Here is a 25,593-nt window from a genome sequence, read left to right on the forward strand (position 1 = left end):
ATTGATGTGTTAAAATTACGCGTCGCCAAAAATAAGGAATTGTTTCAAATAAGAGGGATGATCTGAATCTTTCGCTGACTTAAAACCAATCTTCTTCCATTTTTAGGGTTGGGTAATTCGTAGAATTTAATCTTTCAGCAATTGATTTGATTTTTACCAGCTCATATTCCATAAAGTAGTTGGCGGTTTCTATTTTTCCTTGGTAAAAACTCTGATCTATACCTGGTCGAGCTAATTTTTCTCGTGCCGTTCGAGCTTGATTAAGCCACATCCAGCCCACAGTTAAGAATCCACAGAGTTCTAGGAATAGGGTAGCGTCAGCAAGGAAAATTTCAGGTCCCTCTTTTGACTTTCCCAAAAGGGTTGAGGCTACCTGATTTGAAATAGATAAATAGCTATTCAGAGTTTCAGCTAATGCTTCGCAACCGATCGTTAGTTTGGCTGACTTTATACTTTTTAGAATTTCCTGATTGAGGATTTTCCATCCAAGTCCTTCGTGAATCAAGACTTTTCTTCCCAATAAGTCCAAACCATGGATACCCGTAGTCCCCTCATGAATCGGGTGAATCCTTGCCTCCCGATAGTATTGTTCTACCGGAAAATCTGTGGTGTATCCAGCACCCCCTAACACTTGAACAGCGGCCGAGGTACTTTGTAAGCCCATTTCCGAAGGAAAGCTTTTTGCAATAGGAGTTAATAAATCCAGTAATACTTCTAATTTTTGTTTCTTTTCGGGTTCAGATTCTTGACTAATTTGATCTGAAAGCATAGCGCAATAGAGCAATAGTGCCAACGAACCTTCGGTGATACTTTTTTGAAATAAAAGCATGCGCTTGACATCTGCATGGGAAATGATTGGGACCTGTGGTTTACTGAGATCTTTTTCATTTATTTTTCTTCCCTGAGGGCGTTCTTTGGCATAAGCTAAGGAGGCTTGAAATGCTGCTGTCGCAATGGCTACTGCATTCATTCCTACTCCAAGTCTGGCTTCATTCATCATTTGAAACATGTATTTCAATCCATGATTGGCTTCCCCTAAAAGATACCCTTCGCAATTGTCATCCGACCCAAACATCAGATGGGCTATTGGAGCACCTTTATATCCCATCTTATGATATACTCCTTCCGTTAGCACATCATTTGACTGCCCAGAATCAAGTTTCTTTTGCGGAACCACAAAAAGTGAGATTCCTTTTGTACCAGCTGGAGCTCCTTCTATTCTTGCCAGCATCAAATGGATTATGTTCTCCACGGCATCGTGATCTCCGCAGGAAATATAGATTTTCTGGCCTTTGATTTTATAGATTCCAGGCTGATCAGTTGGATAAGCGGTGGAGGAAAGATCTGAAAGTGAACTGCCAGCATCGGGTTCTGTCAGAGCCATTGTTCCCTGCCAAAGGCCTGAATACATGTTTGGTGTAAATTTCTTTACCAAATCCTGATCGCCAAAAGTCCGAATTAGATTGGCTGCTCCAGTGGTCAAAAATGGAAAAACACTGGCTGAATAATTAGCTGCCTGAAGTATGAATCCAGCTGCAATATGAATCATCCATGGTAATTGCTGCCCACCTTCTTCGTAAGAAAATGTGGCATTGATCCAGCCATCATCCCCAAATTGTTTCACAATTTCCTGCATTCCTGGATGGATCTTGATTTTTCCATTTTCCAAAACAGGTTCATTTCGGTCCATTTCGGTAAGCAATGGATATAGATTTTTAGTCGCGATTTGATGTGCAGCATCCAAAACCATCTGGAAGGTTTCTTTGGAGTGGTCTGCGAAGTATGGGAGTTCGGTTAATTGGAGCGAATCAAGATTTTCAAAAAGCTGAAAAAAGAGATCTTTTCGAGAATAAAACTGAGGCATATTTTGAGTTTGGGTGAAATCAAATATCGGATTTTTTGGGTTAATCGAAGAAGCTTCTTAAAGGTAAAATGCAATTGATTGATTTTTTAAAAATAAGATTTAATTCATAGGTGAATTATAATTTGTATCTTCTCGATCGACCATAAAATTTAAATATGATTATAGACGTTCACACACACATTAATAATTACCATGAAGATCGAGTAGTTTCTTTGAAAGATTGTTTAGATAGACTGACTGAAACTATGGATAGTAATCAAGTGGATTATGCGCTTGTACTTACTTCTTATAAAGTCAATGAAAATCGACCCAGCACTCAAAAAGTGGTGGAGGCAATCGCAAACCGCAATAATCTCGGCGTGGTGGCAGGGATTAGCTACCTGAATTATAATCACCGAGACTTACGCGAGATTTCTGATTACCTAGAAGCTGGATTGATCAAAGGATTGAAATTCTATCCTGGATACGAGCCGTTTTATCCGAATGATACCCGGATGAAAGTTATATATGATATGGCTGTTGAATATGACGTTCCGGTTATGTTTCACTCTGGTGATACCTATGCTCCTACGGGTAGAGTAAAATATTCACACCCTATTCATCTGGATGATTTAGCTGTTGATTATCCGGAATTAAAGATTGTGATCTGTCATGTGGGAAATCCTTGGATCAAAGATTGCATGGAAGTCACATACAAAAATAAAAATGTGCATGCTGATTTTTCAGGTTTGGTATTAGGCGATTTTTCGGAAAAATTTGAGCGATTTATGAAAAACGAATTGGAGCAGATGATCATGCAGGTAACCCCAAATATTTATTGTACGGTACTGACTGGCCAATTTCCTCCATGAAATCATATTTGAATTTTATGAAAAATCTGGATTTGCCAGAAGACAAAAAAGAACTGATACTCTGGAAAAATGCTGCTGAGTTATTCAAAATTGATGTCACAAAATTCTGAGAAAAATAAGGTTGTGAATGATTGCTTATTCACTTGATTTTCTTTCAAATGATCAAGTGATTAAGCTTCAATTTTACGGATTATACGAGCTGGATTTCCCGCAATCACCACATCGGAGGGAAAACTTTTGGTTACCACTGAGCCTGCACCGATTACCACTCGATCACCAATAGTAACTCCTGGGCAAATGACCGAAGCCCCTCCAATCCACACATCATTGCCGATTGTGATCGCTTTCCCAAACTCCCAAAGTTCTCCCCTGATTTTAGCGTCTATCGGATGGGTGGCAGCATAAAACTGAACATTTGGAGCTACGAAAACCCGATCCCCAAGTCTTACCGGAGTGACATCAAGGACGACACAGTTGAAATTGAAAAAGACATCATCACCTACATGAATATTACTACCATAATCACAGTAAAAGGGAGGTTCAATCCAGATGTTTTTTCCTGAAGAACCCAAAAGCTTTCTGAGTAATGAAATCCTAAATTCAGAACCTTCAGGATCAGAGTTGTTAAAGGTTTTAATTAGCTTTCTAGCCTTCAGACGTTCTTTTACCAGCTCAGGATCTCCTGCCTGATAAAGTTGGCCAGATAGCATTTTTTCTTTCTCCGTCATTTCTTATTAGAATAAAGCAAACCAGCCTGAACTCCTCTGATTTCTGCTAATCCTTTTAACCGACCAATTGCCGAATATCCTGGGTTTGTTTTCTTTTTCAAATCATCCAACATAAGATGCCCGTGGTCGGGTCGCATCGGTAAGCTTTTACCTCGACGATCTTGTACTTTAAGGATTTCATCGATTACAGCTACCATTGGAACATCACCTTCAAGATGATTGTCTTCAAAGAAATTACCTTCGGCATCCCGTTTAGTACTTCTAAGGTGTATAAAGTGGATATGGTCCCCAAATTCTGCTACCATCGCAGGAAGGTCATTATCTGCTCTTACCCCAAAAGAACCTGTACAAAAAGTCAATCCATTAGAAGGACTTGGCTGATCCCTTAAAATTCTTCTTGCATCTGCAGCGGTACTCATGATCCGAGGTAGTCCAAACAATGGAAAAGGTGGATCATCTGGGTGGATCGCAACTGACACACCTACAGACTCAGCAACAGGCACGATCGAATCTAGAAATTGTCTCAAATGATCCGCAAGCTTAGGGGCATCAATCCCATCATAAGTTGCCAACATTGACTTGAATTCCTCCATAGTATATCCAATCTCTGACCCAGGGAGTCCCTTGAGGATATTATCTATGATCATCTGATGTTTTTCAGGTGTCAAAGACTCAAAATAAGCTTTCAATTCCTGATATTCTGATTCCGATAATTCGGCTTTTGCTTCAGGTCGTTTTAGGATAAAATGGTCGAAAGCCTGAACCGCTTTTTTCTCAAAAAGCAAAGCTTTTACGCCGTTGGCGAGTTCGTATTCCAAATCAGTTCTCGTCCAATCAAGGATAGGCATGAAATTATAACAAACTGTAAAAATCCCCTCAGCTGCTAGATTTCGTATGGTTTCCTGATAGTTTTCTATTTTTTGAAGGTATGCACCTGATCGGGTTTTGATTTCCTCATGGACAGGAACTGATTCCACCACAGACCAAATCAACCCAGCAGCCTCAATCATATCTTTCCGCTTTTTGATTTCTTCTCGAGTCCAAACTTCCCCATTCGGGATATGGTGTAGCGCTGTGACAATTCCAGATGCACCGGCTTGTAAAATGTCGCGAAGGCTGACAGGGTCGTTTGGACCATACCATCGCATCGTTTCTTGCATTTTTATCATGGTACTTGAAAGGTTATTAAAGGTTGAGATAATAGTGAAGGTATTCTATTAAGGATACCGTTGTTCAATATTAGATTTAGTGGAATTAAACTCCAGAATATGCACTAAACCCACCATCTACCGCAATTACGGTTCCCGTCACAAATGTGGAAGCATCAGAGCATAGCCAATGCAAAGCACCCAATAAATCTTCTGGGTTCCCAAAACGATTCATAGGAGTGTGAGAAATGATTTGATATCCCCGCTGAGTCAACCCCCCATCAGGCTCAGTTAATAGGGTTCGATTTTGTTCTGTAAGGAAAAACCCAGGTGCAATAGCATTCACTCTAAAGTCAGGACCATATTTTCCTGCAAATTCAACCGCTAGAAATTTGGTTAAATTATCAATTGCAGCTTTCGAGGAAGCATAGCCCATTACTCTAGTCATAGGTCTTGAGGCTGCCATTGAAGATATATTGATGATATTTCCCCTTCCATTTGCAAGCAACAAAGGCAGTAAGGCTTTGATGGGTAGGACAGTACCTAGGTAATTCAAGTCAATCACTTTTCGAAGGGCATTTGAATCAAGATCCAAGAAAGTTTGATCGGGCCGAATTACTGCTCCAGGCATATTTCCTCCAGCACCGTTAATTAGGATATCGATTGTGCCTTCTTCTGATTCAATTTTATCCTTGAGCTCTTTCAGTTTCGTTTCGTCGGTGACATCCACAGCAAATGCAGAAGCTTTTCCGCCAGCCCGTATGATTTCATCTCGGAGGTTATTGACTTTTTGTGCAGTTCTTCCAACTAGAATTACCATAGCCCCATTATCTGCTAGATAAAGGCACATAGTGCTACCCAAAACTCCTGCGGCTCCGGTAAAAACGATTTTTTTTCCCTTTAAGGAGAAAAGCGAATTAGACATAGTTAGATCTGAAAGTTTTCTGATTTGAAATCAAAATAGTTCTTTGCATTGAAATAGCAAATATCTGAAATCAATTTGCCAAGCCATTTTTCGTCCCAAGGAAGTTCCCCATTGGCGACATCTGTTCCGAAGATATTACAGAGGATTCTACGGAAATATTCGTGTCTCGGAAAGGAAAGGAAGCTTCTGGAATCTGTCAACATTCCAATAAAACAGCTCACTAAGCCCATATTCGAGAGCGTATTTAGCTGTTTTTCCATACCGTCTTTCTGATCCATATACCACCAGCCTGAACCAAACTGGATTTTCCCTTTTACCGAGCCATCATTGAAGTTTCCGATCATCGTGGCAAAAACCTCATTATCCCTTGGGTTTAAATTGTATAAGACGGTTTTGGTCAATTGATCAGTGGTGTCAAGTTCATTCAGGAAGCCTGCCAAAGCCTTTGCCTGGTCAAAATCTCCAATAGAATCAAATCCCGTATCTGGTCCCAATAATTGGAGTGATCTGGAGTTAGTATTTCGTAGCGCACCCAGATGAAACTGTTGTACCCAGCCTTTTGAATGGTACATCTTGGAAAGGGCAACTAGGGTTTTATATTTGAAAAAGTGGATTTCCTCAGGAATAAGCTCTTTTCCCTGCATCAAATGGTTGAAGAGTGTATCAATCGAATATTCATTGCCTTCAAAATGGTATAGTTTCTCTAGGCCATGGTCTGAAAGTCTACACCCGCGGCTGTGAAAGAAATCAACTCTATGTTGGAGTGCTTCAAGAAGCAAATCGAAAGAGTGGATTTTAATCTTTGCAGCATGCTCTAATTTCTCAAGGTAATTCCGATACGTTTTAGGATTTTCTACCGCAAAGGATTTATCTGGACGGAAGGCTGGATACATTCCGATTTCTTGATTTTTTAGGTGAAATTCAGAATGATCTAAAAGTGAATCAGCCGGGTCATCAGTAGAGCAGACAACCTCTACATTCATCTGGGACAACAGACCTAAGGTGGAATATTCATCCTGTCTCAGTTTTTGATTACAGAATGAATAGATCTCTTTAGAATTTCCTTCGTGGAGCTGATCCTCTATATCAAAATAACGTTTCAGTTCCAGATGAGTCCAATGGTAAAGCGGGTTTCTCATGGTGTAGGGTACGGTCATTCCCCATTTTTGAAATTTCTCTTCATCCGAGGCATCTCCCGTGATGTATTTTTCGGAGATGCCTAAGGTCCGCATTGCCCGCCATTTATAATGGTCTCCGGCCAGCCAAACTTTTGAAAGGTTTTCAAATTTTTTATTTTGGTTGATTTCGGAAGGCGAGAGGTGGTTATGGTAATCTATGATCGGAAGATTCTTGGCGTAAGTATGATAAAGAATTTTCGCGTATTCATTATTTAAAAGAAAATCTTCGGTGAGAAAGCTGGTGTTAACAGGGGCTAATGACATAAATCACAATTGAAGGGTATAGGCCAATAAGTTTAAAGTTAAATTTACCCTGATTCGGGGCTAAATTAGGATTAAAATACGGAAACGATTGCGAAATAATGAGAGCTAAATAATCAGAATAAGGTGAATGATTAGTATTTTGGAAGTACCCAAAAAATACCTAAACACTATGGCAGCAGGAATAAGCCTTAAAGAACTTGCTCTGGAGTTGAAATTAGCTCCTTCAACCGTATCCAGAGCATTGAATGATAGTTACGAAATCAGTGAAGAGACCAAGAAGAAGGTTATCCGAATGGCTGAAAAGCTGAATTATCACCCGAATCAGTTTGCGAGAAGCCTTCGTGAAAATAAAAGCAAGACTATTGCTGTGATTATTCCCGAGCGAATCAATAACTTTTTTGCTCAGGTAATGGATGGCATTGAAGAAATAGCTCAGGAACAAGGCTATCACTTACTAGTCTATAATACACATGAGGATGTCGATCGGGAAAAGAAAATCGTAAATCTGCTTTTGAATGGAAGGGCTGATGCTGTGGTGATGTCCGTTTCAAGTCAGACCAGCGATATATCTCATCTTCAAAAATTATATGAAAGGGGCCTCCCGTTACTGTTTTTTGATCGAATCTGCGCCGAGATTCCCACGACAAAGTTCATTACCAATGATTATGAAAGTGCTTATGATGGCACAAAGCATCTGATTCAGCAAGGCTGTAAAAAAATAGCTTTTCTAATGATCAGTAAAGAGCTTTCGATCACGAAGGAACGCTATAGAGGTTACCTTGATGCCATAAATGAAGCTGGACTTACCGCAGAACCTACCATGAGTTTAAACTGCTGTATGTCAGAAGAAGAGAATATTAAGTTGATTTCTGATATGCTTTGGTCAGATAATCGGCCTGATGGAATCATGGCCTCAGTTGAAAAATTGGCATTGGCTACTTACCAGGCGGTCAAACGCACCAAAATCCGGATCCCGGAAGATTTGAAAATTATCAGCTTTTCAAATACCGCAATAGCCGGATTGCTCAATCCTTCATTGACCACTATCACCCAACCCGCTCTGACTATAGGTCAGGAATGTGCCAAATTGCTAATCGGGAAATTGACGAAACCAAAACACTATGATCTGATTAATCAGGTGATTACGATTCCTTCCAAAATCACCATTCGGTCTTCCACCGTAGCAGAGTGAAAAAATCAGGATAGGGTTAAAAAGAAAAGGATTTTCGGATAAACAACAATCAAAAAAAGCTGCTCCAATCAAGAGCAGCTTTTTGTTTGTTTAACCAGATCTATATATGTCAATTAATACCCTGGGTTCTGCGGGAATGCGCTGGAAGTTCCTTCTGCCCGGTCGATTTGATTCTGAGGGATTGGTCTTAACTCATGGAAGTCTTGAATATTCGCAGCTGCTTGTGGATTATAAAGCTTCACTCTTTGCACTAAGATACCCCAACGCTTAAGATCCAGCCATCTGCTTTGCTCACCTAGCAATTCTCTTTCTCTTTCTTCTGTGATAAACTCAAATGTTAAATCAGATTCAGGTATTTCCATAGCGGCTTCTTTGCCAGGGAATGCAGCTCTTCTTCTTACTACATTGATGTTCTCAGTAGCAGCAGCCATTTTCCCTTGACGGAATTGAGATTCAGCAAGCATTAAATAAGTATCAGCTAATCTAAATGCTATATAATCTCTACCTCCTGCAAATTGAGTTCTGTCAGCTCTTCCTGGATCCATATGTTTCTTCATAGGAGGAAATAATCTTTCAGTGTACAATTCAGGAGTTAACACTTGATAAGGATATTTTGCTCTTTCCGAAGCAGGTATATTGTAACCAGGAAGCCACATGGTAGTGTCGCCTTGAGCAAAAGTTACTGTCTCTTTTGACTTATCAAATGTAGTATTGTAAGTACCTGGTCTATTTGAAAGGAAGACACTTACAAATGATTTAGAATAACGGGAATCATTTTCTCTATCAGCGAAAATAGTGTTTAAAGTATAGTCTGTTACTTTATATCTTTTAAATGGTCTTCCATTTTCAGTATCTCTAATCATACCTGGTTGAACATCATATTCCATCAAGAAGAAAACGTGTGCGTTATTTCCTCCACCGTTTGTCAAAGGATCTCTGGTATACTGTGTGGACCAAATTACCTCGTCATTGATTTCATTACCAAATGCGTGAACATCTCCGAAATCCGGTAGAAGGGCTAAACCATAGTTATTAATTACACTTTGCAAAGCAGCTTCAGCTTTACTATAATCGGATGCTTCACCAGCTTCTGAAGTAGCTTTAGTTAGATAAACTCTGCCTAACAAATGCTCTGCAGCAGGTCTTGTGGCTCTACCATAATCACTTGATTTTGCCTTTGCTTCCAAATTTGGAATTGCTTCCTCCAAGTCTTTAATAATCGCTGCATACACAGAAGCTACTGATGCTCTGGTTACTTCTTTTGTAGGCACTGAAGTCTCAGAAAGTTGCAAATCAATACCTCCGAATAATTGCACCATGATAAAATAATGGTGTGCCCGGATAAATTTAGCCTCTGAAATTCTTTGTAAAACAACTTCCTGTGACACTCCAGTCACATCGGCAGATCTGTCGATTACAGCATTGCAAGTATTTATACCTCTGTAAAATTCATCCCAAAGTTCACGTATATGACCATTTTGAGAATCAAATTGATTCGTATAAAAATTCATGAATTTCCAGGATCCATCCGCACCATTAGTATAGGTATCTGTTCCGAAAATCGTTAAATTATTTCCACGCTCAGTTCCGTACCAAGCTCGCATAGTGCTGTAAGCAGCATTGACACCATCATTTAGACCTTTTGGGGTAGTTAGGTAGTCATTACCGATTTGTGATACAACGTCTTCATCAAGAAATCCGCTACAGGAGGCCATCATTGAAATCCCTAGGATTAGGGCGGAAGACTTAGCCCATATGTTAAATTTTATTGCTAATTTTTTCATCTTTGATTAGAATTTTGCATTAATACCAAATGTGAAAGAAGTAACTGCAGGAGAAACGTTCGAATTAACAACTCCACCACCTACACCCTGCTCTCCGTCAATAAATACTTCCGGATCGATACCTTTATGCTCTGATCGATAATTTGCGAAAATGAAAGGCTGTTGAATACTGGTATATATTCTCAGGCTTGTGAAACCAATTTTTTCGACTGCAGCAGGAGTTAAATTATAACCCAAGTTGATGTTTCTGATTTTAATGAAGGTACCATCAAAATATTGCATTGAACTTGCATACTTCGCACTTTCCTGATTTACGTTAGGTCTTGGATAAGAATTGGTAGGGTTATCAGGAGTCCAATAATCAATGTCCAAATTATTATACCTTCCTGCCAGCGAGTTATTACTGGTATGGAACTGAGATCTAAGCATTGATCCAAATCTCCCATAAATGAAGAAAGAGAAGTCAAAGCCTTTGTAAGAGAATCTATTTGTCATACCCATCGCAAAATCAGCTACGGCAGAACCTAAGAATTGTCTATCATCTGCATTGATTTTGCCATCGCCATTAAAATCTTCAACTTTTATCTCTCCTGGTTTACTACCGAAAGCTTTTGCTTGATCTAATTCACTCGTCTGCCAGATTCCGATTTTCTTCAAGTCATAAAATATAGTCAGTGGCTGACCAATAAATCTTCCAGCAGAGATGTCATCACCATTTGGAAGTGAGATGATTTCCTCAGTGTTTTTAGTAAAAATCAAATCTGTGGTCCAAGTGAAATCACCTTTTTCAATATTCAAAGAAGAAAGTGTCAACTCAACGCCTCTATTCTGCGTCTCACCAATGTTTGTTGTAAACCCTCCAAATCCAGTAGAGTTTGGAAGTGGTTGGGGAGCTAACAAGTCAGAGGTGTTGGTAATGTAATATTCCAAAGCTCCAAATATTCTGTTTTCCAATATTGCAAAATCCAAACCTACATTGAATGTAGTAGAGGTTTCCCATCTTAAATCCGGATTTCCAATTGTATTTGGTCTGTATCCAAAAGCTGCAGAATTGTCAAATGCATAACTTGTTCTTCCTAAGAGTGCCTGTGTTTGATAGGGATTTATAGCTTGGTTTCCGATTTCACCATAGGATACTCTTAGCTTCAATTGGTCTATTAAGGAAGAGTTTTGCATGAAGCTTTCCGAATGAATATTCCATCCAACTGCAACCGATGGGAAATAACCAAATCTGTTGTTTTCACCGAATCTGGAACTGCCATCTGCTCTCAAAGTAGCAGTAAGTAAGAATTTATTTTTATAGTCATAGTTCAATCTTCCCATAAAGGACATCAATGACCACTCTACTAAATTGGTATTTGCTCCTGTAATCTGTGAAGCATCACCTAATCTATTGTAGAATTGCGACTCTGCTGGAATTCCTAGTACGGATACCGTTGTCTGTTCAAACTTATTCTGCTGAATAGATTGAAGAGCAGTTAAATTTAAATTATGAACTTCTTTAATTTTTTTATTGTAAGTAAGAATATTTTCTAAGGTGTAGTTGAAAGTGAATTGGTCATTTACACTACCAGTGGCAGCACCACCTCGTCTAGCATTGGTTTGCGAGCCTGTAAACCTACCGTTTCTACTTACTGTGATATCTGGACCGAATACCAATCTGTAATTCAAACCAGGGAGGATTTCATAATTCGCAAAAATACTGTTGAAGATTCTATAGTTTTTTGTTAGATCTTCTTGAGCACCCGGAACAATCTCTGCGAATGGATTGGTTCTTAAACCATCAGAAGTAGGTAAAAAGATGATATTTCCTTCATCATCATATGGCTTGCCTAGCGGGTTTTCAGCTAATGCTCCTCCAAGTGGATTAAAATTTTCTCCATTTCTCTCACTGAATGAAACTAAAGTAGATGTGCCAAATTTGATCTTTTTATTGATTTGATGATCAATATTTGCTCTGAAGGTATATCGGGTAAAATCTTGATTTTTGATAACACCCTTATCGTTAAAGTAGTTGGCAGAAACAAAGAATGTTGTTTTATCAGATCCTCCACTTATACCAATTTGATGACTTTGGATGGCTCCATTTCTTAACAAACCTCCTACATAATCCGTGCTTCTTCCTAAGGCTATACCTTCAAGTTCTACCGGTTCAAATAATGACTCATCTGCAGATGGGGTAGCCGGACCTGCGGGATACTCACCACTCGTGCGACGTGATTCTCTTTTATATTCAGCGAATTCTGCTCCATTGAAAACATCGATTCTTCCAAGTTCTCTATTCAAACCATAATAAGAGTCTAAAGATACGATTGTCTTTCCTTTAGTTCCTCTTTTGGTAGTAATCAAAACAACACCATTAGAACCTCTCGAGCCGTAGATAGCAGTTGCCGATGCATCTTTTAAGACTTCCATAGATGTGATGTCCTGTGGATTGATATCATCCAAACCTCCTACAAGAGGTATTCCATCGACCACATATAGTGGTTCATTTGATGCATTAAATGATCTTCGACCACGAATACGTACCTGAGGTGCTGAGCCTGGCTTAGATCCTGGTTGAGTTACATCGACTCCCGCAGCTCTACCTTGAAGGGCTTGTCTTGCATCTGTGATAGGTAATTCTTGTATTTCCTTGCTGCCTACAGAGGAAATCGCTCCCGTTAGCTGACTTTTCTTGGAAGTTCCATATCCCACGACGATTACTTCATCCAAATCTGCTAAATCCGGCTCTAGGCTAATATTGATTACGGACTGATTACCCACTTCCCGTTCAATCGGGGTATATCCAATAAAAGAGAATACTAAAATTCCGTTTGATGGTGAACTGATTGCATACTGACCATCTAGGTCAGTAGTGGTTCCGGTAGTGGTCCCTTTTACAAGGATGGTTACTCCTGGAAGGGGAGTATCCGTTTCATCAGACACGACTCCTCGTACCTGAACATTTTGAGCCCAAGCGCTTGAGGCGCAGAGCATCAAAAAGACCACCACCAATAGGTGTGTGTAAATTTTTGGACGCATAAATAGATTAGGGTTATTGATAAAATAAATTTATTTATCAAGCAGCTTTAATCATTAAAGTAACAATGACACTTGTGCTACTTGATTTCGTCAAGTTACTGGATAGCAAAATAATTCTCAAGATATTCCATCTATGACCTACGGAATCGATTGCGAGTCTAAAAAAATACCTTCCATCTATTTAGCTTTTAAAAACTCAACTGAATAAATGACTAAAACTTTTCCTGTCAAAAAATGCTAAGTAATAAATAGTCAAAAAAATACCGCTTTAGCAATTTTTCTAAAGCGGTAGATTTTTAATCCTTATACTTTCGGCGGTTCCCAGCCTTTTTCATATTCTCGGGACCAAAGGGCTTTTCCTTTTTCGGAATTTTGAATGTGACCATTTTTAGGATCACAAACCAAGGTTTCTCCTGTACGGTAAGCGATGTTGGCCAAATGACAGAGTAGGGTAGAGACGGCACCTTCCTCGATATTGGAGTTTTGCTTTTCAGTTCCTCTGACAGCATTAAAGAAATTGACAACGTGCATGGTGCTCATATCTCCTCCACCACCAAGCTGAGTTCCTCCTTCATTGCCTCCGCCTAGATTTTCTTTGACTAATTTTCCGCTTCGGTCATATTGCTTATAACCTCCTCGATTCACAAAAACTGTCCCATCTGTTCCATAAATTATGGTGCCTCGGTCAGACCCATAGGTATTGTATGCGTTTCTGCTTTTTCCATCCCATTCGATCACGGAGCCATTTTCGAATTTGAATTGGGCTTCCATTGTATCGTACATCGTCCAACCATCCTGAGGGAAATGACGCTTTGCAGCTTCTACTTCCACCATACTTGGATAATCTACTTGGAGCGCCCATCTAGCCACATCAAGCTCATGGGTGGCATTATTTCCGGTTTCAGCTGTTCCATATTCCCAGCCATACCAGTGCCAGTTGTAATCCCAAGTATCATGAGTATAGGCTCTTCGAGGAGCTGGACCTTGAAATAATTCCCAATCCAATCCTTCAGGTGCAGGTGCTACTTTTGGCAAAGGAACTTCACCTCGACCATTACTATAGAATGCAGTAGCCTTGTAGGCTGTTCCTATTACGCCCGCGTGGATGGCTGCTATTATTTCCCGACTTTCCGGAGCAGATCTCTGTTGGTTTCCCATTTGTACCACTTTCCCGTATTTCTTTTGGAGTGCGATCAACAATTCGCCTTCTCTGGGATTGTGGGAGCAGGGCTTTTCTACATAAACATGCTTTCCACGCTCCAGCGCTAGCCAAGTTCCGGGAGCATGCCAATGATCCGGAGTAGCGATGATCATTGCATCGACATCTTTGTCATCCATCACTTTCATAACATTCTGCTCAAGTTTTGGAGCATAATCGATATGTTTCGCAAAATTCTTTGCAGCTTTTGGCATTTGAGACTCCATGGCATCACAGAGGTACAAGAGATTGACATTACTGGATTTCATGCCGATCGGCTCATAATAAGCACCCAATCTTCTTCCTAATCCTGCTATCGCAACATTGATCCGATCGTTTGCTCCAATAATATTCCCGTAGGATTTTGCTGAAAAGGCCATCGAACCCAATGCTGAGAGTCCAAAGGTCGCAGCGGCGGATTTTTTAATGAATTGTCTTCTGGGGTTATTGCTCATGATAAATTCTATATTTTAGTTTAAGGTCTTGATTTTGATGTTCTTAAAGCTTACTTCATCTCCATGATCTTGAAGCAAGATATGGCCTTCAGCTGCTTCACCAAAATTTTCCCATATTTTGTATTTACTGATCGCTACCAAATCTTTGAATTCTTTGGATCCCCTTTGATATTCAACTACTTTGATGCCATTTAGGTAATGCTCCACTTTGTTGTCAGGATAGACCACAACTCTTCCTTTATTCCATTCGCCTATCGGTTTGATGAATCTTGGCTGCTTATCCGCCTTAATGAGGTCATATAAGGAAGCAAGAGTTCTGTTTCCTTCAATTCCCATCTTCGCATCCGGGTGTTTTTCATCATCCAGTATTTGATATTCCAGACCTATAGCTGAGCCTTTGTTCCCTTCGGTCAAGGTTACAAAGTATTTCAGACCGCTGTTAGCTCCTTCGGTAAGTTTGAAATCAAAAGCCAAGTCAAAGGAGCTGAACATCTCTTCTGTTACGATGTCTCCTGCATTAGTGGATTCGCCTCCATTTGACTTTGCAATAGTCAAAATACCATCATTGATACTCCAGCCAAAGTCTGGGAAAGTATCCTTATAAGCACCTCTCCATCCATCGCTGTTTTGGCCATTGAAAAGCAACCTCCATCCATTTGCTTTTTCATAATCAGTCAATGAGTTTAGGCTATTGTTGACTACGAAAATATCTTTGTTAAATGGTTTAGAGACAAGATTTTCCGTCTGAATTTTTACATTTTTAAATGAGGTCTTTCTTCCAGCATCTTCTGGTTTCTGAATGCTATGCACTTGTAGTCCAACAAAGCCTGTTTTGTCCATGTCATCTACTACATAGGCTACTTCCTGACCGTTTACCCAAGTTTTGATTTCATTACCGATTGCTTCGATTCGATAATGGTTGAATTCACCCATCTTGAAAGCAGATTTTGCATCGGGGTTCAGATCAAGAGGATATAACCAGCCTCTTCTTGCTTCATCATATAATCCACCTGACCAAGCTCTTTCGGAAGGATCTGCTTCTATTTGATAGCCAAATACAAGGCCTTTTCCGTCTCTGGCAGCTGGATCAAATTGCCCTCTGGCCATTATTCCTGAATTGCTGGAAAGATGTTCGATCTTGAGATCAAGCTCCAAAATAAAATCTCCATAAGTTTTCTCCGTGATCAGGAATGTATTTGGAGATCCTGCTACGGCTGACCCTACGATAGTTCCGTCAACTACTTCAAATGTGGCAGTACCTGCTACCGGCTTCCAACCTGTTAGGTCTTTTCCGTTGAATAAGTCTGTCCAGCCATCATCTGTTTTTTGTTCACCGGCACAGCTGAAAAGCAAGATGGATGAGAATATGACCGCTATTAGATTTCGGGTGTGTTTCATTTGTATATTATTTTTTTAGATGTCATATGGAATACCCTTGTTAATCATTCCTCTGTCTGAGAACTTTTCACATGGGCATTTCATATTTTTATAATTGTTTTTTAAGGGTAATCTCGATAGCTATCAGGAGAAATCTCTCAGGCTTATAATCATACCAGTGTGTGATTTTTCAATTCTGCTCGATTTCATAGAAATAAGATATTTTTGTTCATCATAAAATTCAAGATTTAGGGGCATTGCACCAAGGGGAATTCTTTTAAGTTACGCAATCGTTTGCGAGTATTCATTTGAAAAATTTATGAATAATGAAGCATTGGTGAAGAGCGGAAAAGAATCCCTTGATCTTTATTACTTTTGCACATGCTTGATTTTAATCTCAAAGGAAAGGTCTTTATCACCTGCAAAGACCGATCTGTTTCTTACCTAGAAAAGGAAGTTCGTGAACTTGGTTTTGTCCCAGAGGCTGTCAGTCGTACGGGAATAGAGTTGAAGGCATCCATGGAGGAATGTATGGATCTTAACCTTCATCTGCGAACTGCCTCACAAGTGCTTTATGAGATAAAGTCTTTTTACCTTCAAAATGCGGATGATATCTATCGCCGATTCAAAGCTATTCCTTGGGAAGAGTATATGGATGTGGATGGTTATTTTTCGGTAAGCTCTGTAGCAGAAAATGAAAGCATTACCACTCCGCTGATCGTCAATGTCAAGGTAAAGGATGCTATTGTAGATCGATTTCGGGATTTGAAAGGGAGGAGACCTGATTCCGGATCGGACTTCAATGGATTGGTTATACAAGTTTACTGGAAAGAGACACAGGCTTCGGTCTACATAAACACATCTGGCGAAACGCTAGCTAAACATGGTTATCGAAAAATCCCAGGGAAAGCTCCAATGATGGAGGCTTTGGCCGCAGCTACGATCTATGCCACAGAATGGAATACTCGAGTACCTTTTATCAATCCCATGTGTGGATCTGGTACGTTAGCAATAGAAGCTGCTTTGATGGCTACGAATCGCTACCCTGGACTCTTTCGGGATCATTATTCCTTTCAGCATGTAATCGGATATGATGAGCAGGCTTTTTTGGCCAAGAAGAAAAAGCTGGAAGATAAGATTCGGGAAATCCCTGAGTTGATAATTATAGCTTCTGATATTTCCCTTCAGGCAATTGCTTTTGCAAAGGAAAATGCGATCACCGCAGGAGTTGATCACATGATTGATTTTCAGGTTTGTGATTTCGAAGACACAGAAATCCCTGAAGGTCCAAGAGGAGTGATCATGTTCAATCCTGAATATGGAGAGCGTTTAGGAGAAAATGAAGAATTGGAGCTTACCTATAAGCGGATGGGAGATTTTATGAAGCAGAAATGCCCAGGCTATCGTGGTTATATTTTCACCGGAAATATGGAGTTAGCTAAAAAAATCGGGTTGAAAGCAAGCAGAAGAATTGAATTTTGGAATGGTACAATTGATTGCCGATTGCTTCGATACGATATGTACGAGGGGAAAAAGGAGGAATAAATTCAGAAATCTAAAGTCAGAAGTCTGAAATTTTCAAACTTCTGACTTTAGATTTCATACTTTTTATTGGTGTTCGTCCCGAAGAAGATCATTCACTGTTTTTACTGGATTGAAAGTGATCAATGGCACCTCTACAAATAGGGTATTCCAGCCTGACATGGCTCCATTCCAAAGTCCGGGAAGTTCTAAAGCTTTCAACTCACGACCATTTTTAGATTTCTCAGTGATGAATCCCGTTTTCATATCTCGGTATTCCATCAGGTCGAACGATTCTCCTTTATAGTTTCTGGTACCACAAACCAAATCCACAGGATTGAAGTGAGTGGCTGCATTCAAATGAGCAAGAGATTCAGGATCGCTCAAATCGATTTGAGCTGTTTCGAGGATTTGAAGGGATTGTGAACCGTCGGATTCTTTGATCCAGAATGGTCCTCCACCTGGTTCACCGGTGTTTTTCACCATTCCACAGACTCTGATTGGTCTATTTAATTTTGACTTTAAGTAAGCTCCTTGATATTCGATTGAATTAGAATCGAAGTTTTCCGGCAATTTAGCTCCTAACTCATTTGTGAAAACTGATTTTGCCAAGCTTACAGCATCTTTGGAATACGAATTTTCCAGAGTTTTCAAGGCATTAAAGACTTTGGATTGAATTTCCAGCAAGAGCCCTCCAATTGCCATTTTGTAGTTTTTGGTTTCCTCTTTCAATCGATCAGGCACAACATTGTCGATGTTTTTAATAAAGATCAAGTCGGCAGAAATGTCATTTAAATTGTCAAGCAAAGCTCCATGACCAGCTGGTCGGAATAGTATGCTTCCATCTTCTTCCAAGAATGGCTCATTTGAAGAATCTACTGCAATTGTATCGGTAGTTTTTTTCTGAGTGGAATAGCTGATATCAAAAGCTACCCCAGTCTTTTTGGAAAGGTCTGGTAAAATACTGTCAATTTCAGCTTTGGATTTGGGAAGATGTTCCGGTGAGACTGTGAAGTGTATTTTAACTTTATTTCCTTTCCCCAATGCATATTGAACCCCTTCGATCAAATGCTCATGCGCTGGAGTTCTACGCTTATCAGGATAGGAATGAAATCGTAAAAGCCCTTTTGGTAGATTTCCATAGCCCAGACCATCGTCTAATAGGAGTGCTGCCAAAATCTCTTTGTAATTTTTGGTGTCCAGCGCATGCGAAATACTACTTCCCCGACTTTTCAGAACTTCATCTAAATCATCATAGAAAGCAAATTTCTCAATGTTGTTCATGAATTTTTGAACAAAAGAACTTTTGCTCAAATCTCCATCACCATCTAGAAAGGAAAATAAGTCTTTAAACATCCTTGATGCAGCTCCACTTGCTGGGACAAATTTCACCACCTCAATGCTAGCAGCTTGCTTAGGATAAGTAGATATAAATTTATCCAACTCACTGGATTCTAAAACTTTGATTCCGTTTCCGGGAGTTGCAGGGCCAGTGATATTTAAAAAAGGAAATCCATTTTTGAAATTATTGATTTGCTCTGCAGCGATCTCAGGGTTCATTCCCTGCTTGATTATTTGTTCTTCTAGACTTGTATTCATGGTTATTGGGTTTCGAAAAGTTAAACTGTAATATAGCAGTCAAGTGCACTTTACTCAAGGCAAATCGACTTTTTTTATTCTATATTAGGTAAGTTTTTTAATTGAAATTGGATTTGCTGCCCAACCTTTTTCTGAGATACTATTGACAAAGCATCTTCCGAAAACTGTAAAATTCTCGGATAGCCACCGGTAACCTGTGCATCTCGCATCAAAATGATGATTTTACCACCGGAAGTGAGTTGGACTGTTCCTGGATAAACTGGGGCGGTCAATCGTTCGGAAATGGAGTTGGGCAAAAGCTCCTCCAATTGAAAAGCCATTCGATTGGCCAAGGTTGAAATTGTGAACCTAGAATCTAATAGCCGGTTTTGAATTTCTTTCGGAAGCTCTTCAAAGTCAGGTCCTGGATAGACTTCCAAAACCTCATTTTCAAACCATGATGTGTTTTTTTTCGCAGAAGAAAAGGTTGCCTCTCCAAAAGATTGATTCGTGAAAAAAGGGATTTCATCTCCTTTGGTTAGCATCTTAGAAGCCGTGATTCCAAGATAAAGACTTCTGGAAGTTAAAATCTTTTGGGTCTGAAAGCCCTGAGCGATCCCTAAATAGACAATGCTTCCTGATAGGAATTTGCCGATTTCCAATTCATCACCTGGCTGGATCCGAATAACCGTGGAGGAAATTAATTCACCATTTTTCCGAATTTCAGCATTTGCTCCTGCAACCCCAATGGTTGTATAGCTGTCAAAGCGACACTTGAACCCAGGTTGTGGGATTTCTAAAACTGCAGCGTCGGGATCGTTCTTAAGTAGGTGATTGATCCAATTGTAAGAACGACGGTCCATCACTCCTGAGATGGGGATGCCCCATTTAGCGAGCCCGATTCTACCTTGATCCTGGATACTAGTCCCAGGATTTGTTTTTAAAATTTCCAAATAGCCCACGTCCTTAATCATGGCTTTTTATTGGTTTAGGATCAGTGGAAAGCTGCTCAAATTCTTCCCGACTAATCGGGATAAATCGAATCTGTTCACCTGGTTTTGCAAAAACCGGAGGATTTAAATTCTGATCGAAAAGGGTAATGGGTGTTTTGCCAATCACATGCCAGCCTCCGGGACTTTCGGTCGGGTAGATTCCGGTTTGAGATCCTCCAATAGCGACAGATCCGGGTTCGATCTTTCGATCAGGAATACTTTTTCTGGGGAAATGTAAGGCTGGATCCAAGCCATTCAGATACATAAAGCCGGGTAAAAAGCCAAAAAAATGAATTCTATAGGTTTGTTCAGTATGTAAAGTGATTAGTTTTTGGATATCAAGTGATAAGGATTTGGAAAGTGAAATTAAATCTTTACCCAACTCAGGATCATAGCAAACCGGGATTTCCCAAAGTTTGGTTGGTAAGGGTGATAGATCAATACTGGTTTCAACAAAGCACTGCCAAGCCTTAAGATTGGATTGCTTCAGGTCATTTTTTAGTACACAAGAAAGTGTTTGAAACCCCTTTCTGACTTCGATGACTTCGCTCCCGAACTGAGAAAAAATAGCGTTCTCCCAACTTAAGAGATGATTTAGGAGGATGTCATTTGGTTTTTCATCCCAAAACAATTCTATTAAAACCGGACTGATTTGTCGAAGTTTTGGCTTCATTTCCAATACTTTTTTCGCAGAATTGGAAGGAAATCCATCAAACCAGGATTGTCCCCATGGAAGCAAAGCGTTTCAGCTTGAGCGGGTAGTTTTTTACCCGAATGGGTAAGGATTTGCTGATCCAGAATGATCGAATCGAGATGAACTTCGACTTCTTTCAGCGTAGTGAAAAGTGAGTTGGATTCAGATCTCGGCAGCAGTTGGTAATTGTCTTGATAAGCTCGATCTCCAAAAACTTCCAATCGAGTCTTTAGTCCAAATTGCTCCGCCCAAAATAGCATTTGGGAACCGGGAGAAACAAAGATTGGAGTTTGTTTGTGATGACCTGAAAGCCAACGACAGAGGTCTTGAGCTAACAAAGCATTGGACATCGCATCGTTGTAGAGTGCGCCGTGAAATTTGATATGATCTAGATTTATATCTTGATCTCGAGCTACAAGCATAAAAAGAGCAAGTTGCTCTTGGATCGAAGTTTTCAAAATTGAGAACTCCAGTTTCATGGATTTTCTTCCAAAATTAGCCCGATCAGGATAGGAGGGGTGTGCACCTGCTTTAACTTCGTTTTCCTTCGCCAATTTGAGACTTGCCAAAATACTGTTCTCATCTCCAAAATGACCTCCACAAGCAATGCTTGCACAGTCTATTAATGGAAATATTTTTTCCTCTTTTGGAATTCCCTCGCCGAGGTCACAATTGATTTTTGGAGTTTTATAGCTAGCCATAATAGAAAAGAAAATTACAGAATATTTCTAGGATTCAGATTCAAATCCCTTTTCATTGAAAAAATTCAACTCGATTTTGGAAAAAATCCCTGATTTGGAATTTGAAACAACAGGAATTTTAGATTTCTATATGCTATAAATTATTGTAATACTTTATAAGTTCATTCAGTTGTTTGCCGTCTATATTTCCTTTGCTCAAGCGCAAATGATGCATGATTGCTAGGGATTTTTTCATCCGACTGTCCGGGTTTTTGACTTTAGTTACCAAATAGACTAGGCTTCTTTGTTTTCCCGGGGTAAGCGCCCGAAATATGGTATTCGCTTCTTCATCCTGATCTAGCATTACTTGAAATTCTTCTGGTAGCTCATGACCAAACTCGCTAGGATCGCGTTCGATTTTAACATTAACATGATTTCCCTCCTCGATTTCCAATCTAGATCGGAGCTGTTGATTGATCAAAATGTACCAACAGGTTTTAGATTTAAACAAGGCCATGTGATAGGGACCTGTTAAGTCTAGCCAAACCAAAACCCTTCGATTGTTTTCATCCATTAATTTGGGGAGCAATTCATCTGGTACAGAGGAATATGATACTGCCAGTGATTGAAGTCAAACTTGCTTAAGATCCCTTTAAACTCTGTCATCGCTATTGTCTGATGATTCGAATGGCTTGTTCTCCTTCGATCAGATTTACGGTTAGGATAAAATCTGAAACGCTAATTTGCTGAACGCCAAGGTCTTTTATTTCACCCGTGATTGGACTAATCATTTGAATAGAATAGGAACCAGGTTTAATATTCATTTTGATGCGTGAATTGGCTTTTCCTGCGGCTATTAAATAAATCAGATAGCCTCCTGATCCATCATGAAGGGCAGATGAAAGAATCCCGGGTGAACCATAAATTAAATCTTTAGCAGGAGATACTTTCTTCAAATTCAGTGAATGAATAAGTTCGGACAGGATTTTTAATTGACTTCGAAAAGGAGTACTTCCTCCTCCGGGAGCTTCATTGATCCCAGTTCCATTTTCCTTTCCTACAAAAAAGGAATAATCAAGATTATTGTAAAGCCCTCCGCCAGCAAGCATAAATGCCCATGCCTGTCTTCGATAGACCAGATCTTCAGTTCCTGCAAATCCAGATTCGTCAAAGCCGATAACCCGATTGAGATGAAGATTCCATTCAGCTGATTCCGGCCAGTTGTAATGAAAATTCACTATCGAGATATGCTCAGAAACGTCGTAGAGCGGCGCTTTGAAATTGCTGTAATTTTGAGCGATTAGGTGTTTTTTGGGTAGATTCTTTTCCTCTGCAACGATTGTTGCTGCGATTTCCTCTTGCCAGTCCATCGAAAGCTGATCTGCATAATCAACTTTTTCCATCCAGTTTGGACCATCGATTTGATACTTGTTGGCAATGTTCAGAACGGGCTGACCACGATCAGACCAGGGTTCATTTTGAATTTCAAAGAAGAAATTATCGAAGTCATTCAGCTCATTGACTAGCTTTCGAATATATGCTTTTTGAAGTCCCAGAAGTTGCCCGTTTTCTTTGGTGTGTGCTAATTTACGATCGAGTTCCCCTTCTGAACCTATTCTGTTTTTAGGATTTTGAGGATTCATTTCCCAGTGCTCATCGGTATAGATGGAGGAGAAGAGCGTGACTTCTACGATGATATCCAAACTGGCTGCAAGACTCATGAAGTCTGCTAAGCGCTCGAAATAGCTTTGGTTATAGCTGCTCCAATCGTATTTGATTTGCCCATTTTCTGTTGAGCTTTTCCAAGGGATAATTGCTTTTCCAACTGCTGGAGCCAGCGTATTGAACTTAATTCCGAAGCTTGTAGAAGGGATCTCAAAATAACTCCCCATAAAGATTCGTGTATAATTCATGCCTTCACGATGGAGAGTTTCTAGGTAAGTCTTATAGTCGAAATCTCCATTCAGTACTGCACCATAGTGCTCAGCTGAAGTTATTAATGCTAAAGGTTTGCCTTTGAATTCGAAATAGTGAGGGTTTTCTTTTAAAAGTTGAATGGGGCTAGATTGACCAAAACTTAGAGTTTGAAAGAATAGAAGGGAAAGCGAGAGTAAAGCAAAATTTTTCATAGGACAGGTTTATCTAGTCTTCAAATTACCCAAAAAAAACCATTCCTGAATTAGGTTAGAAATTGGTTATAGCTAAGGATAACCAATTAAGAGTCCATTATCGTGGTTCTTCGGGAGTTTGACTCATTTTGAAATTAATAATAAAAGTTGTCCCTCGTCCAACTTCACTTTTTACCCGAATAGATCCCCCGTGACTAAAAATGATGTTTTGAGTATTAGTCAATCCTAATCCAGTTCCTGTGCTTTTGCTTGTGAAGAAAGGTTCGAATAGTCGCTCGAGATTTTCTTTGCTTATTCCCGTTCCATTGTCTTCAATTTCAACCCTACAGAATTTGCTTTTCACAGCGGTAGAAAGTTTCATTTCTCCTTCATTTCTATCAATAGCTTCGACTGCATTTACAATGAGATTGATTAGGGCAATTTTGACTTTTTCGGGGTCTACTTCAATTTTACAGATATCAGGATCGTAGTTTTTGATGATTTTAATCTTTTTCATTTCGATACGATCTTTCACCGTATCCAAAGCTTCATCCAGGAGTGAATTAATTGACTGTGAAGAAATGTCCAATTCCGAAAATCGAGTACTATCCAAAAGTTGGGTAACAAGTTGATTGATCCGCTGACAGTTTCGCTGGATCACTTCGATTAGATCTCCGCTTTCTTTTAAGACTTCTTCCGGGAGTTCCATCTGAAGTTGATCAGCTGATAGCACGATGGTAGTTAAAGGGTTTTTCACCTCATGAGCGAGAAGTCTTGCTATTCTTCCCGTGGAAGAGAATTTTTTAAGATTGTGTTCCTCCTCTTCCTTTGCTTTAATAGCAGATAGATCTTTGATTAGTACTTGAAAAGTATTTGCATTTTGCTTTGCAATATTTACCAATCCTCTGAAGGTATTTCCGGATTTATTGATCAGTGTTGCCTCAAAATCAATGATTTCAAATTTGTTTCGAAGTTTTTCAATCAATTGATTCTTTAGAAATTGCTCTTCAATCAATTCTGTAAAAAAAGGCAGTTTCGATTGTGTTAAAATCTTTTCTTCAAATTCGAATTTAGCAATGGAGCTTGGATTTACTTCCAGAATCAAACTCTCACCATCAATTAATAAGAAGGGATCTGAGGCCCGCTCAAATATTGATCTGAATTTTTCCCCAACGAGGTCGAGATTTTCTTTAATCTGACTATCACGATATGCGAAGCGAAGTGTTCTGTCAAGTGTGGCTGCATCAAACTCGCCCTTGACCAAGTAATCCGAAGCCCCAAGTTGAAGTGCTTCCCGATCTAAATTCCCTACAGCCATTCCCGTCAAGAGAATTACAGCGGCATGGGTCTGACGTAATCTGATTTCTTTGATTAATTCCAACCCGGTTGTTTTTCCCAGACGATAATCCACTAGAAAAATATCAAATCTCTCTAAGATTCTGCTTTGTGCTTCTTCATATGAAAAAGCATGCTCGACCGTGTAGACAGGGTCATCGATTTTTTTCAAAAATGACTCAATCAGAAAAAAATCATCAGGATCATCATCTACATACAAAATTCTAATTTGCTCCTTGCTCATATTTTATTGGGAAGAATAACTGTATTTGACCAATAATTATTGATTTCCTGAGTGATTTTTACCAAATCCTTGAAATTACCAGGCTTTGTGATAAAGCTATTTGTCCCCATTTTATAGGTCATTTGGATGTCTTCATTGAGGCTTGATGTGGTAAAAATAATCACGGGGATTTTTCGGAATATCTCGTGGCTTTTTAATTCCTGAAGTGTGGTCTTTCCATCCTTTCGAGGCATGTTAAGATCTAATAAAATTATATCAGGGACCGGAAATAGGGAATTCTCAGAATTACTGGTCTTATTGAGATAATTGATCAATTCTTCCCCATCATTGACACAGGTAATGTTTTCTTTAGAAAGTGTTTTTTGAAAAGCTTTAATAATCAGTAATTTGTCATCATCATCATCCTCAGCAATCAGAATTTGGATTGATTTTTTAGTTTTCATTATACAGAAG

21 protein-coding genes are annotated in these 25,593 nt (G+C 39.5%); 4 read left to right on the forward strand and 17 right to left on the reverse strand.

The features are described from left to right. Nucleotides 1–79: 79 nt before the first annotated feature. Nucleotides 80–1,864, reverse strand: a complete 1,785-nt coding sequence (locus tag P8O16_RS15265) for an acyl-CoA dehydrogenase (RefSeq protein ID WP_300316304.1) — start codon at nucleotides 1,862–1,864, stop codon at nucleotides 80–82. Between the two features lie 155 nt (nucleotides 1,865–2,019). Here P8O16_RS15265 and P8O16_RS15270 point away from each other — a divergent pair, with 155 nt between their 5' ends. Further along, a complete protein-coding gene (locus P8O16_RS15270; protein WP_300316305.1) occupies nucleotides 2,020–2,715 on the forward strand; it encodes an amidohydrolase family protein in 696 nt (231 codons plus the stop codon). After that, nucleotides 2,712–2,825 (forward strand): hypothetical protein, encoded by a 114-nt coding sequence (locus P8O16_RS20560; protein WP_367182820.1) that lies wholly within the window; start codon nucleotides 2,712–2,714, stop codon nucleotides 2,823–2,825. Before P8O16_RS15270 ends, P8O16_RS20560 begins: the two co-directional genes overlap by 4 nt. A 60-nt stretch (nucleotides 2,826–2,885) precedes the next feature. Here the strand turns inward: P8O16_RS20560 and P8O16_RS15275 are convergent, their stop codons facing one another. From P8O16_RS15275 to uxaC, 4 genes are all read right to left on the reverse strand, one after another. After that, nucleotides 2,886–3,443 carry a sugar O-acetyltransferase gene (locus P8O16_RS15275; protein WP_300316306.1) on the reverse strand — a complete coding sequence of 186 codons (558 nt, stop codon included), beginning with the start codon at nucleotides 3,441–3,443 and terminating at the stop codon, nucleotides 2,886–2,888. Beyond that, on the reverse strand, nucleotides 3,440–4,603 hold the full coding sequence (uxuA, locus tag P8O16_RS15280) for a mannonate dehydratase (RefSeq protein ID WP_300316350.1): 1,164 nt from the start codon (nucleotides 4,601–4,603) through the stop codon (nucleotides 3,440–3,442). The genes P8O16_RS15275 and uxuA overlap by 4 nt, the downstream gene beginning before the upstream one ends. Before the next feature lie 94 nt (nucleotides 4,604–4,697). Continuing rightward, nucleotides 4,698–5,516, reverse strand: coding sequence for an SDR family oxidoreductase (locus P8O16_RS15285; RefSeq protein WP_300316307.1), 819 nt, complete (start codon nucleotides 5,514–5,516; stop codon nucleotides 4,698–4,700). Between the two features lie 2 nt (nucleotides 5,517–5,518). Further along, on the reverse strand, nucleotides 5,519–6,958 hold the full coding sequence (gene uxaC, locus P8O16_RS15290) for a glucuronate isomerase (protein ID WP_300316308.1): 1,440 nt from the start codon (nucleotides 6,956–6,958) through the stop codon (nucleotides 5,519–5,521). A 127-nt stretch (nucleotides 6,959–7,085) separates the two neighbouring features. Between uxaC and P8O16_RS15295 the strand changes: the two genes are divergently transcribed. After that, nucleotides 7,086–8,150 carry a LacI family DNA-binding transcriptional regulator gene (locus tag P8O16_RS15295; RefSeq protein WP_300316309.1) on the forward strand — a complete coding sequence of 355 codons (1,065 nt, stop codon included), beginning with the start codon at nucleotides 7,086–7,088 and terminating at the stop codon, nucleotides 8,148–8,150. 113 nt (nucleotides 8,151–8,263) lie between these two features. On the opposite strand, the gene P8O16_RS15300 is transcribed toward P8O16_RS15295, so the two are convergent. From P8O16_RS15300 to P8O16_RS15315, 4 genes are all read right to left on the reverse strand, one after another. Beyond that, nucleotides 8,264–9,934, reverse strand: coding sequence for a RagB/SusD family nutrient uptake outer membrane protein (locus tag P8O16_RS15300; RefSeq protein ID WP_300316310.1), 1,671 nt, complete (start codon nucleotides 9,932–9,934; stop codon nucleotides 8,264–8,266). A 6-nt stretch (nucleotides 9,935–9,940) separates the two neighbouring features. Continuing rightward, entirely contained in the window at nucleotides 9,941–12,958 is a 3,018-nt protein-coding gene (locus P8O16_RS15305; protein WP_300316311.1) for a TonB-dependent receptor, read from the reverse strand. A 303-nt stretch (nucleotides 12,959–13,261) separates the two neighbouring features. Further along, nucleotides 13,262–14,611 carry a Gfo/Idh/MocA family oxidoreductase gene (locus tag P8O16_RS15310; protein ID WP_300316312.1) on the reverse strand — a complete coding sequence of 450 codons (1,350 nt, stop codon included), beginning with the start codon at nucleotides 14,609–14,611 and terminating at the stop codon, nucleotides 13,262–13,264. Nucleotides 14,612–14,626: 15 nt separating this feature from the next. Continuing rightward, complete coding sequence (locus P8O16_RS15315) at nucleotides 14,627–16,009, reverse strand: DUF1080 domain-containing protein (RefSeq protein WP_300316313.1); 1,383 nt, start codon at nucleotides 16,007–16,009, stop codon at nucleotides 14,627–14,629. Nucleotides 16,010–16,369: 360 nt separating this feature from the next. Between P8O16_RS15315 and P8O16_RS15320 the strand changes: the two genes are divergently transcribed. Then, entirely contained in the window at nucleotides 16,370–17,533 is a 1,164-nt protein-coding gene (locus P8O16_RS15320; protein WP_300316314.1) for a class I SAM-dependent RNA methyltransferase, read from the forward strand. A 63-nt stretch (nucleotides 17,534–17,596) separates the two neighbouring features. Here P8O16_RS15320 and P8O16_RS15325 read toward each other — a convergent pair whose 3' ends face one another. From P8O16_RS15325 to P8O16_RS15360, 8 genes are all read right to left on the reverse strand, one after another. Beyond that, nucleotides 17,597–19,108: a DUF4301 family protein gene (locus P8O16_RS15325; protein ID WP_300316315.1), complete on the reverse strand. Its 1,512-nt coding sequence runs from the start codon at nucleotides 19,106–19,108 to the stop codon at nucleotides 17,597–17,599. A 74-nt stretch (nucleotides 19,109–19,182) separates the two neighbouring features. Continuing rightward, entirely contained in the window at nucleotides 19,183–20,061 is an 879-nt protein-coding gene (locus P8O16_RS15330; RefSeq protein WP_300316316.1) for a biotin-dependent carboxyltransferase family protein, read from the reverse strand. Then, complete coding sequence (locus P8O16_RS15335) at nucleotides 20,054–20,752, reverse strand: carboxyltransferase domain-containing protein (RefSeq protein ID WP_300316317.1); 699 nt, start codon at nucleotides 20,750–20,752, stop codon at nucleotides 20,054–20,056. The genes P8O16_RS15330 and P8O16_RS15335 overlap by 8 nt, the downstream gene beginning before the upstream one ends. Further along, the gene (locus P8O16_RS15340) at nucleotides 20,749–21,474 is read right to left on the reverse strand and encodes a LamB/YcsF family protein (protein WP_300316318.1); all 726 of its coding nucleotides are present in this window, start codon (nucleotides 21,472–21,474) and stop codon (nucleotides 20,749–20,751) included. The genes P8O16_RS15335 and P8O16_RS15340 overlap by 4 nt, the downstream gene beginning before the upstream one ends. Before the next feature lie 133 nt (nucleotides 21,475–21,607). Continuing rightward, on the reverse strand, nucleotides 21,608–22,027 hold the full coding sequence (locus P8O16_RS15345) for a YdeI/OmpD-associated family protein (RefSeq protein WP_300316319.1): 420 nt from the start codon (nucleotides 22,025–22,027) through the stop codon (nucleotides 21,608–21,610). A gap of 94 nt (nucleotides 22,028–22,121) precedes the next feature. After that, nucleotides 22,122–23,582 carry a hypothetical protein gene (locus P8O16_RS15350; protein WP_300316320.1) on the reverse strand — a complete coding sequence of 487 codons (1,461 nt, stop codon included), beginning with the start codon at nucleotides 23,580–23,582 and terminating at the stop codon, nucleotides 22,122–22,124. A 97-nt stretch (nucleotides 23,583–23,679) separates the two neighbouring features. Further along, on the reverse strand, nucleotides 23,680–25,140 hold the full coding sequence (locus P8O16_RS15355; RefSeq protein ID WP_300316321.1) for a hybrid sensor histidine kinase/response regulator: 1,461 nt from the start codon (nucleotides 25,138–25,140) through the stop codon (nucleotides 23,680–23,682). Beyond that, complete coding sequence (locus P8O16_RS15360; RefSeq protein WP_300316322.1) at nucleotides 25,137–25,583, reverse strand: response regulator; 447 nt, start codon at nucleotides 25,581–25,583, stop codon at nucleotides 25,137–25,139. The genes P8O16_RS15355 and P8O16_RS15360 overlap by 4 nt, the downstream gene beginning before the upstream one ends. Nucleotides 25,584–25,593: the final 10 nt, after the last annotated feature.

Source organism: Algoriphagus sp. (assembly GCF_029254265.1).
GTDB lineage: Bacteria > Bacteroidota > Bacteroidia > Cytophagales > Cyclobacteriaceae > Algoriphagus.